Origin of the sequence: Lentzea sp. NPDC005914, from assembly GCF_040629405.1 — a bacterium.
GTDB lineage: Bacteria > Actinomycetota > Actinomycetes > Mycobacteriales > Pseudonocardiaceae > Lentzea.
In genome coordinates this window covers 1-10607 of the sequence record NZ_JBEXVQ010000076.1, presented here as the reverse complement: position 1 = coordinate 10607, position 10607 = coordinate 1, and the positions used below count along the sequence as shown (strand labels likewise).

Sequence of the window (10607 nt, the reverse complement as noted above, 5' to 3'; positions counted from 1 at the left end):
TCGCGAGGGTGTCCACTTCATTCGTCACACAATGATCATGGACACCCTCGTCCCATGCCCGGATCTGGGCTACCCCTTGGAATCAACCATCTAGAAGACCCGGCTGCTGATTCATGCGGTTGAAGGTCCCTGCATCCAGCGGCAGTACACGTGGCGAACGACCGAGCGTCTCGGCTACCAGGCAATCGCGGATCGTCTGAACGAAGACCTTGTGCTCAATCCGCCGCCGACGCCGGTCGAGCCGGACCGCGCTGTCGGTTTGTGGACGTACTCCAGCGTCCGGGAGGTTCTGACCAACCCGAAGTATACCGGGCACATGGTCTGGAACCGCCGCGCACGCAAGGGAGCGGGCAAGAACAAGGCGAACCCGGTCTCGGAATGGGTCTGGTCGGTCGAGCCCACGCACGAAGCCCTCATCAGCCTGGAAACGTTCGTCCAAGCCCAGCAGGTCTCGGCTCGCCGCGAGCGGTCGCGGACAAAGCCTGGCTTGAACAGTGCCCTGGACTCGAAGCGGGTCTACCGACTGCGGAGCTACGTGTCGTGCCTGCACTGCCACAGGCGGCTGTTCGGCAACGCCAACCACGCCGGAACCATCTATTACGGCTGCCAGCCCAAGAAGGCCTACCGTCCCGACGGTCATCCCCCGATGTTCCGCGTGCGTGAAGACGAGCTGCTGGTTGGCGTCAACAAGTTCTTGGTGCACGAGGTCTTCGGCCCCTACCGGCGCAGCCTCTTCGCCGCAGGAAAGGCCGACCAGGATCAGGCCGCTGAGAAGGAGCGCGAGGACAAGGTCGCGGCGATCGGTCGCGCGCTGCGTGACAACCGAACGAGGTCAACCAACCTGCTTCGCAGCCTGGAGGTCGCCACTGAGGTGACCGACGAGTTCGTGCGCGACGTGAACAACCGGCGAGTCGAACTCCAGGCTGAGCGAACCCGGCTGGAGGAGCAGTTGGCGGCCTTCGAGGACGAGGTCCGAGAGGCCGTGAACCCGGAGCTGCTCGATTGCCTGCCCATCGCGGGGGTCGACCTCGACCTTTTGCCCGACGAGGTGTCGCGACCGCTGTTCGAGGCGCTTCGGCTAGAGATCCACTACGACTACGAAACGAGGACTGCCGTGTGTCGCATCACGCTGACCGGTGACACGGTCGGAACAGCAGGAAGGGCCGCGACCGAAGCGGTCGCGGCCCTTCCGAAGCAACGCTCTGCTCCTAGTGAGCAGGTCTGCGTGGTGCCCCCGGCAGGATTCGAACCTGCGCACCCGCCTCCGGAGGGCGGTGCTCTATCCCCTGAGCTACGGGGGCCGTAGCTACGTGGAAGATCCTAGCGCACTCGCGCGACCGCGTTTCACACCTACCCCCGCGCAACGGCGGGGCGTGGGCTCCATTACGTTCGGTTCGGCGGGGAATACGGCCCGATTGCACTCATGCGCATATCGCTATATGTTCCTGGCATGGGTCACGGGCACGGGCACGGATCGGCGTCGGCCAGCGGGCAGCACGCCGGCAAGCTGTGGGTCGCGTTCGGCATCGGCGCGGTCTTCATGGTGGTCGAGTTCGTCGTGGGGTTCGCCACGGGCTCCCTCGCGCTCATCTCGGACGCCGCTCACATGCTCACGGATGTGCTCGGAGTGGGCATGGCGCTGGCCGCGATCATGGTGGCCAGCCGGGCCAAGGCCGGCCGGAACCGGACGTTCGGGTTCTACCGGGCCGAGGTGCTGGCGGCGCTGGCCAACGCGGTGCTGTTGTTCGGCGTGGCCGGGTACGTGATCTACGAGGCGGTGGGGCGGTTCCAGGACCCGCCGCAGGTGCCGGGGTGGCCTGTGCTCATCGCGGCGACGCTCGGTCTTGTTGCCAACCTCGTCAGCTTCAGCGTCCTCAGGGAGGGCGCCAAGGACAGCATCAACGTCAAGGGCGCGTATCTCGAGGTGCTGGCCGACCTCATCGGGTCGGTGGGCGTGCTGATCTCCGCGCTGGTCACCATCACCACCGGGTGGAAGTACGCGGACCCGATCATGGGTGTGCTGATCGGTGTGTGGGTGTTGCCGCGGACGTACGGGCTGGCCAAGAACGCGTTGCACATCCTGTTCCAGCACGCGCCGGAGCGGTTGGACGTGACTGAGATGCAGGTGGCGCTCACGCAGCTGCCTGGTGTCACGGAGGCCCACGACCTGCACGTGTGGACGTTGACCAGTGGCATGGAGGTGGCTTCGGCTCACCTCGCGACCGCGAAGGACGCTGATCACGAGAGCGTGCTCAAGGCGGCTCAGGTCTTGCTGGCGACCAAGTACCACATCGAGCACGCCACGTTGCAGGTTGAAGGTGGCTCGTCAGCGCAGCGGTGCCGGGAGCTTTCTTGGTGAGGCCGGCAGGTCGCGCATCTCGTCCTTAGTGGACGGGGTGCCGGTTCGTGACGGAAGAGGCGTCCGGGGTTGTGGTACGGCCACCCAGACGCGACCTCGTTCGAACGGCACCACAACAGCCTCCCCAGTCACCGCAGATGAATTGCCCAGATCTCATCGAAGTATGTCTGAAAGGGATAGATCCTTTCAGGTGAACGGGAAAGGCCGCGTTCCGTGACGGAACGCGGCCTTTCTGGTTCAGACGAGATCAGTTAGGCGTTACAGACCAGTGCACTGTCCTGCCTTCGGACCCTTCACGTCGTTCGGGAAGCCGTTGTTCGACGGCGCCGGGGTGTTGCCGGTGCACGACAGCGGGCCGCCGACGGTGGAGAAGGCCACCACCGACCTGGTCTTGTTCGACGTCAGTGACACCGGGCCACCGACCGCGGTGTTCTCGACGGCCACCTCGGTCGCCGAGCCGTTGACCGACACCGGACCGCCCACGCGGGTGCCCACCAGCACCACGGAGGCCGCGTCCGAGGCCGACAGCGGGCCCTTGATCTCGCCGCCGAAGACGTACAGCGTGGCGCCCTTCGCCACAGTCACCGGGCCGTTGATCGTGGCACCGTCCACATAGGTCACGCCCTTGACCTCCAGTGGACCGTTGACCGTGCCGGTCACCGTGGTGGCGGGCTTGGGTAGCGGCTTCGACATCAGCTCGAACTCCGCCAGCGCGACGTCCTCCGAGAACTCCAGCTTGTAGTAGTTGTACCGGCCAGGAGACGCGATCTTGAACGACCGGGTGTACTGCTGCCACTGGAAGTTCTCGCCGGAACGCTTGTCGACCGTCGCCCAGGTCTTGCCGTCGTAGGAGGCCTTGAGCTCCCACGACGAGGGCGACTTGCCGGTCTTCGCGTTGGTCAGCGTGTAGAACGATGCGCTCTCCTTCGCGTCAGCCGGCTTGAAGTCGAACGAGCGGACCACCGCCGAGGTCGCGGAGTTGTTGTCCACCAGAGCCGCAGTCGAAACGCCGGTGGAAACGTCGCGGAGAGGCGTCGGAACCGCGTCACCAACGGTGATCGAGTCCGGCGCATCGGCGGCGCCCGTGCCCCACGCGGAAGGCGTCGGGCCCATGTCGAAGTCGATCGTCGCGCCGGCTGCGAGCAGGTCGTGCGGCAGCGACGTCTTGTTCCACGCCTTGCCGTTGACCTTCACGCCCTGCACGTAGATGTTCTTCCGGCTGTTCTTCGGTGCGTTGATGACGAGCTTCTTGCCGTTCTCCAGGGAAACGGTCGCCTTGGTGAACAACGGCGAACCGATCGCGTACGCCGGCTTGCCCATCTGCAGCGGGTAGAAGCCCAGCGAGGAGAACAGGAACCACGCCGACATCTCGCCGTTGTCCTCGTCACCCGTGTAGCCCTGGCCCTGCTCCGAGCCGACGTACAGGCGCGACAGGATCTCGCGCACCTTCTCCTGGGTGCCCGAGGGCTTGCCCGCGTAGTTGTACATGTAGGCGATGTGGTGCGACGGCTGGTTGGAGTGGCCGTACTGGCCCATCCGCACGTCCCGCGCCTCGATCATCTCGTGGATCACGCCGCCGTAGCCGCCGGGGAACTTCGCGGTCTCCGGCAGGGAGAAGAACGAGTCGAGCTTCTGCGCCAGCTTGTCCCGCCCGCCGTACAGGTTCGCGAGGCCCTGCCCGTCGTGCGGCACCGTGAACGCCATGTTCCAGCCGTTCGTCTCGGTGTAGTCGTAGCGCCAGTCCTGCGGGTTGTACTTCGCCGGGTCCTCGACGCGCCACGAGCCGTCGACGTTGCGGTTCTGGAAGAAGCCGATCCTCTTGTCGAACGTCAGCACGTAGTTCTGGGCGCGGTTGAGGAAGTACTCGTGTTCTTCCGAGTACCGCTTCTCGCCGGTCTTCTCGTACAGCGCCTTCGCCATCGACGCGATGCCGAAGTCGTTGACGTAGCCCTCGATCGCCCACGACCAGGCCTCGGAGTCCATCTGGTCGTTGCCGGTGTAGCCGAGGAAGATCGACCGGTCCATGCCCTTGCGGCCGACGTTGTTGCTCGGCGGCACGACGGACGCGTTCTTCACCGCGGCGTCGTAGGCGGCCTTGATGTCGAAGTTCGACACGCCCTTGAGGTAGGCGTCCGCGAACGCCACGTCGGAGCTCGTGCCGGTCATCAGGTCGGCGTAACCGGGGGAGGACCAGCGCGAGATCCAGCCGCCGTCCTTGTACTGCTGGACGAACCCGTCGGCCATCTCACCCGCCTGCGACGGCGTGAACAACGAGTACGCGGGCCAGGTCGTGCGGTAGGTGTCCCAGAAGCCGTTGTTGACGTAGATCTTGCCGTCGACGATCTTCGCACCGGTGCGGGTGGGCGTGTTCTGACCGGTCGCGGGCGCCACCGGCGACGCGTACTGGATCTTGTCGCCGACCTTCTCGAAGCCCGAGTTCGGGTACAGGTAGAGCCGGTACATGTTGGAGTACAGCGTGATCAGCTGCTCCTCCGACGCGCCTTCGACGGACAGGATGCCCAGCACCTTGTCCCACGCGGCCTGCGCAAGGTCGCGCACCGCGTCGAAGGAGTCGGAACCGGAGATCTCCTGGTCGAGGTTCGCCTGAGCCTGGTCCACCGAGATCAACGACGTGGCGATCTTGAGCTGGACCGTCTTGTCCGCGAACGAGAAGTAGCCGCCGACGTTGTCACGACCAGCGCCGGTCAGGCGACCGCTCGCCGTCACGGCCTTGTCGACCTTGCCGTAGACGAACAGGCGCGTGGCACCCGTGGACAGTCCGCTCTTGACGTCGGTGAAGCCCGTCACGACACCGGAAGCGGCATCCAAGGTGAGGCCACCGAGGTTGTTCACGTTGTCGAACACCAGGTTCTTCTCACCGGAGTCGGCGAACGTGAACCGGAAGACCGCGGCGTGGTCGGTCGGCGCGATCTCGGTCTTCATGCCGTTCTCGAAGGTCACGCCGTAGTAGTGCGCCTTCGCGATCTCGTTGTCGTGCTTGAACGCCAGCGAGCGAGCCGCGCGGTCCTGCGTCGGCGCCTTGTCCGACGGCATGACCTGGAACGTCTGGCGGTCACCCATCCACGGGCTGGGCTCGTGGGACGCGGTGAACGCCTGCAGCGTCGGCAGGTTCTGCGCGTTGTTGCGCTGCTGGTACTCGTACAGCCAGCTCTGCGAACCCGCGTTGGTCATCGGGGTCCAGAAGTTGAAGCCGTGCGGCACTGCGGTCGCCGGGAAGTTGTTGCCCCGCGAGAACGAGCCGTTCGAGTTCGTGCCGCGCGTGGTCAGCACGTAGTCGGAAGGCTTCGAGTACTGCTTGTGAACGACATCGCCGATCCGGATGTCGTCGTACCAGGCACCGAACTCCGTCGGGCCCTTGGGACCGTCGTAGGCGACCAGGACCCGCTTGATCGTCTTGCCGGCCGCGGCCGCGCCGATCGTGGACGCCACCTTGTTCCACTGGTTGGCGTACAGGAACTTGCCCGCGCCCTGGCCCTGCGGCGACAGCACGGCGCCGTGCTGGTCGACGGCCTTGAGGTCGCTCAGGTACGTGCCGTCGGAGAACGCGAGGTCCACCGCCGAGTACGTGCTCGGGTAGTTCAGGTTGTCGTTCACCCAGTCCGGGAAGATCATGTACGACAGCTCGGTCTGCGGGCCGACCTTGACGTCGACGTCGAAGACCTTGTTGTAGCTGTACGCCCGGCCCTCGGTCGTGTGCTTGCCCTGGGCGCGGAACGCCTTCTGGCCCGTCCAGCCGACCTTCGACTTGGCCGTGTAGCCGCCCGTGGGGCCGCCGCCGACGAGGCTGCGCATGTTCGGTGCCGGTGGGTTCGTGGAACCGTCGGAGAGCTCGACCTCGGCGATCTGCACGATGTCCGTGCCGTGGTTCGCCGTGATGTCGAGCTTGTAGATCTGGTACGACGCCGGCGTGGCGATGTCGTAGGCCTTGGTCTGGAAGCGCTCGGCGAAGCTCTCACCCGTGCGCGTGTCGAGGACCGTCCAGTCGGTGCCGTTGTTCGAGCCCTGGAGCGTCCAGTCCTTCGGGTCGCGCTCCGGCTCGTCGTTGGCCGACGAGAGCGTGTACTTCTTGATCGTCTGAGGGCTGTTCGCGAAGTCGAACGTCAGCCAGCCGGTCGAGGCGAAGACCAGCCACTTCGAGTTGACGTTGAGGTCGTTGATCTCGGCAACGGTCTCGTTCGGGGGGTTGTCCCCGTTGGCCTTCACCGTCGCCTTGTCGGCGACGTTGCCCGGGGTGCCCGTGCCGCTGGAGCCGATCACGCCCGCCGACTTCGGCTGCCCCGCCGCGTCGGTCTCGACCGTGCTGACCCACGACGGTTGAGGTTGACCGTCCTCAAAGGACGACGAAAAGCCCACGCCTTGCTCCTCTGGTGCGGCGGCCGCGTAGCCGTTGGTGACGCCGCACACCAGTGTCGCAGTGATCGCAACGCTCAACAGGGTCGTTGTTCGTCTCTTGCGCAGGTGCCTCATTGCAACCCTTCCGCCGCCTTGCCTGCCCCATTCGCCAGGGAGCGTTTCTGCACGTGACATCGTTGTCAAGGGACCGGACAGGAATTGTCTCCGAACCTGTCCTCTCAACAGTTGCGCGCAGAGTCCACCTCTCAAGATCTAGACTCGGTCGGTGACCGACCGCAAGCCGCCAGAGGTGGGTACACCAGCGGGCATGCGCGTGCTCAACCAACGCGCGGTGCTGGACCGGTTGCGCCGTCTGGGTGCCGCCACCCGGCCTCAGATCGCGAAGGACACCGGGCTGTCCAAGCCGACGGTCGGCCAGGCACTCGTCGATCTCGAACGCCACGCGCTGGTGCGTCCCATCGGCCGCACGACAGCGGGTCCCGGCCGCTCTGCGGTGGTCTACGAGCCGAATCCGCTCGCGGGATACGTGCTGGGCATCGACATCGGGCGCGAGCGGATCCGGGCGGCCGTGGCCGATCTGGGCGGGTCCGTGGTGGCTCGCGTGGACGAGCGCAACCGCAGCCGGTTGGCGTCTTCTTTGGTGCGCACGGTGACGGACCTGGCGTCGCGCACGGTCGCCGACGCGGGGATCGCGCTGACGGACGTCGTGGTGAAGGTGATCGGCAGCCCCGGCGTGATCGACCAGCGTTCGCGGGTCGTGCGGCACGCGCCCAACCTGCCCGGCTGGGAGTCCGCCGGTGTGCTCGACGGGCTGGAATCGTCGCTGGGCCCCGCGGTGGTCGTGGAGAACGACGCGAACCTGGCCGCGTTGGGGGAGCACGTTTACGGCGCGGCTCGCGGCGTGCGCGTCTTCGTGTGCGTGACCGTCGGCACCGGTGTCGGCATGGGGATCTGCGTGGACGGCACGTTGTTCCGCGGTGCGCACGGAGCGGCGGGAGAGGTGGGGTTCCTCCCGTTCGGGAAGTCCGCTTCGGACGTCCAACGTGGACAGTTCGAGGAGGCCGCGGCGGCGGAGTCCGTTGTGGCGCTTGCCCGTGACCGTGGACTGGCAGCGCGCACGGCTCTCGAGGTGTTCTCCGCCGCGCGTTCTGGTGACGCTCAGGCCCTGGAGGTCGTGCGGGTGGAGGCGGAACGGCTGGCGTTCCTCGTCGCGTCGGTCGCCGCGGTGATCGACCCCGAGCTGGTCGTTCTGGGTGGCGGTGTCGGGTCCAATGTCGACCTGCTGCTCGCGCCGATGGAAGCCGCGGTGCGCACGATGACGCCGCTGGCTCCCCGGATCGTGGCGGGCTCGCTGGGTGACGGCGCGGTGCTCTCCGGAGCGATCGCGATGGGCCTCGAAGCCGCACGTGAATTGGTCTTCGAAGTTACTCTCTGAGAGTAACTGAGCGACCCTCACCTGGTAGTTCACTCAATTGTCGTAACTGTTAACGGCGATTTGTGGCTTAGCGTTACCGGAACCTCCACCTGGAGGGTGTTGTGTCCTTCCGTTGCAAGGGGAGTCGGTAGGGGGATGCGGGGGACGTAGCCCCCTACCGGCCGTGCACTGGGCAGGTGCCGCGCCCGCACCATCAGCCTGCCCAGTGCAGTAACGGGCTAGCGCGGTGTCGGCCGGTGGACGTTCGTCGCCGTCGACTCGCGATGTGCCGAGTCCGCGATCCAGCTGCCCGGGATGGACGCGTCGATCACGCCCTCCTCCAGCCACGTGTAGTTGCCGTCCATGACCTGCTGGGCCAGCACCACGTCGCTGTCGTCGGTGTTCTTCCACAGCCTCTCGAACAGCTCGTCGACCCTGACCCGCGCCTGCTTGGCAAACGCGTCGGCCAGCAGCCGGGCGTTGGGGTTCTGGTCCTGCTGCGCCCGCACGCACGTGGCGCTGATCGCGTACAGCTCGGCGCCGATGTCGACGATCCGGCTGAGGAACCGCTGCTTGCGCTCCATCTTCCCCTGCCACCGCGACATGGCGTAGAACGTCTGCCGCGCCAGCTTGCGCGCCGACCGTTCGACGAACCGCAGGTGCCTCGCCAGCGGACCGAACTCGGTGTAGCCGGCGGGACTCTGGCCCTTGCCGACGACCAGCGTCGGCAGCCACTTGGCGTAGAAACCGCCCGCCTTGGCCGCAGCCTTCATCTTGGCCTGGCGGTCGGCGTCCGGGTCGATGATGTCCCCGGCCACGCTCAGGTGCGCGTCCACGGCTTCGCGGGCGATCAGCAGGTGCATGATCTCCGTAGAGCCTTCGAAGATGCGGTTGATGCGGAGGTCGCGCAGGACCTGCTCGGCCGCGATGCCGCGTTCTCCGCGCGCCGCCTGGCTTTCCGCGGTCTCGTAGCCTCGGCCGCCGCGGATCTGGACCAGCTCGTCGGCCACCAGCCAGGCCTTCTCGCTCGCGTAGAGCTTGGCGAGGGCGGCTTCGATGCGGATGTCGTGGCTGCCGGCGTCCGCCAGTTCGGAACTGAGGTCCAGGACGGCTTCCAGCGCGTAGGCCGTGGCCGCGATGTAGGAGATCTTGCCCGCGATGGCTTCGTGCTTGCCCACGGGCAGGCCCCACTGGATGCGTGCCGTGGACCACTCCCGGGCGATCTTCAGGCACCACTTGGCACTTCCGGCGCAGAGCGCGGGGAGGCTCAGGCGCCCGGTGTTCAGGGTGGCGAGGGCGATCTTGAGGCCGGCGCCTTCCTTGCCGATCACGTTCTTCTTCGGGACTCGGACGTTGTGGAATCTCGTTACGCCGTTTTCCAGGCCCCTCAGGCCCATGAAGGCGTTGCGGTTCTCGACTGTGATGCCCTCGGCGTCCGCTTCGACCACGAACGCGGTGATGCCCTTGTCCGGGACCTGGGCCATGACGACCAGGAGGTCGGCTACCACGCCGTTGGTGGTCCACAGCTTCACGCCGTTGAGGATGTAGTCGCCGCTGTCGTTGTCGCTGTCGCTGTCGGCGTCGCTGGCCTGGACGGCTGTGGTGCCCAGTCTGGCCGGGTCGCTGCCCACGTCCGGTTCGGTCAGCAGGAACGCCGTGATCTCGCCCCTGGCGCACCTCGGCAGGAACTCCTGCTTTTGTTCTGGGCTGCCGAACATCGCGATGGGCTGGGGGACGCCGATGGACTGGTGGGCGCTCAGCATGGCGCCGATCGCGGGGCTGGCGCTGCCTACGAGCATCAGGGCCTTGTTGTAGTAGACCTGGGTCAGGCCTATGCCGCCGTATTCCGGCTTGATCTTCATGCCGAACGCGCCGAGGTCTTTGAGGCCCTTGAACACTTCGTCCGGGATTTGGGCGTCGCGTTCGATGACCTGGTTGTCGATGTGGGACTCGGTGAACTTGCGGAGCTTTTCCAGGAAGGCTTCGCCGCGTTCGCGGTCTTCGGCGGTGCCGGTCGGGTGTGGGTGGATCAGGTCGATGCGGAAGTGACCGAGGAAGAGCTCTTTGCCGAAGCTCGGTCGCTGCCAGCGGGTTTCCCGTGCTTGTTCGGCGACCTGCCTGGCCGCGCGCTCGTCGACGGTCATGGTTACCTCCGAGTAGGGGTGTGACCCACGTTACTCAGCGGTAGGCGGATGTCCACCGGGTTGGAGGGTGAGATCTTGCTGTTCCTGGGTGGGGCGCGGGTTTGGGGGTGGGGCGCCTTGCGTTGGGCGGGTGGCGTTCCGGGCGTGACGCGAGTTTGCGGGTGGTCACCTTGCTCTGGGCGAGTCACGTTCCGTGCGATCCGCGACTTCGTGGGTGGTCGCCTTGCGTTGAGCGAGTCCCGTTTAGGGCGCGGGGCTCCGCCCCGGACCCCGCCAATCTGATCAAAGACCAGCCAGCGCCGCTTGCGGGTTGATG

General features: G+C 66.2%; 4 protein-coding genes, 1 tRNA gene and 1 pseudogene. 3 read left to right on the top strand and 3 right to left on the bottom strand.

The window, feature by feature from the left end:
• Positions 1–103 precede the first annotated feature (103 nt).
• Positions 104–442: pseudogene (locus tag ABZ345_RS46910) on the top strand (recombinase family protein); the annotation flags it as partial.
• A 784-nt stretch (positions 443–1226) separates the two neighbouring features.
• On the opposite strand, the gene ABZ345_RS46905 reads toward ABZ345_RS46910, so the two are convergent.
• Positions 1227–1301 (bottom strand) — tRNA-Arg (locus ABZ345_RS46905).
• 149 nt (positions 1302–1450) lie between these two features.
• Here ABZ345_RS46905 and ABZ345_RS46900 point away from each other — a divergent pair.
• Positions 1451–2359, top strand: coding sequence for a cation diffusion facilitator family transporter (locus ABZ345_RS46900; protein ID WP_359862189.1), 909 nt, complete (start codon positions 1451–1453; stop codon positions 2357–2359).
• A gap of 258 nt (positions 2360–2617) precedes the next feature.
• Here ABZ345_RS46900 and ABZ345_RS46895 read toward each other — a convergent pair whose 3' ends face one another.
• A complete protein-coding gene (locus ABZ345_RS46895; protein WP_359862188.1) occupies positions 2618–6847 on the bottom strand; it encodes a GH92 family glycosyl hydrolase in 4230 nt (1409 codons plus the stop codon).
• 151 nt (positions 6848–6998) lie between these two features.
• Here ABZ345_RS46895 and ABZ345_RS46890 point away from each other — a divergent pair, with 151 nt between their 5' ends.
• Positions 6999–8168 (top strand): ROK family protein, encoded by a 1170-nt coding sequence (locus tag ABZ345_RS46890; protein ID WP_359862186.1) that lies wholly within the window; start codon positions 6999–7001, stop codon positions 8166–8168.
• Positions 8169–8386: 218 nt separating this feature from the next.
• Here ABZ345_RS46890 and ABZ345_RS46885 read toward each other — a convergent pair whose 3' ends face one another.
• Positions 8387–10291: an acyl-CoA dehydrogenase family protein gene (locus tag ABZ345_RS46885; protein ID WP_359862184.1), complete on the bottom strand. Its 1905-nt coding sequence runs from the start codon at positions 10289–10291 to the stop codon at positions 8387–8389.
• Positions 10292–10607: the final 316 nt, after the last annotated feature.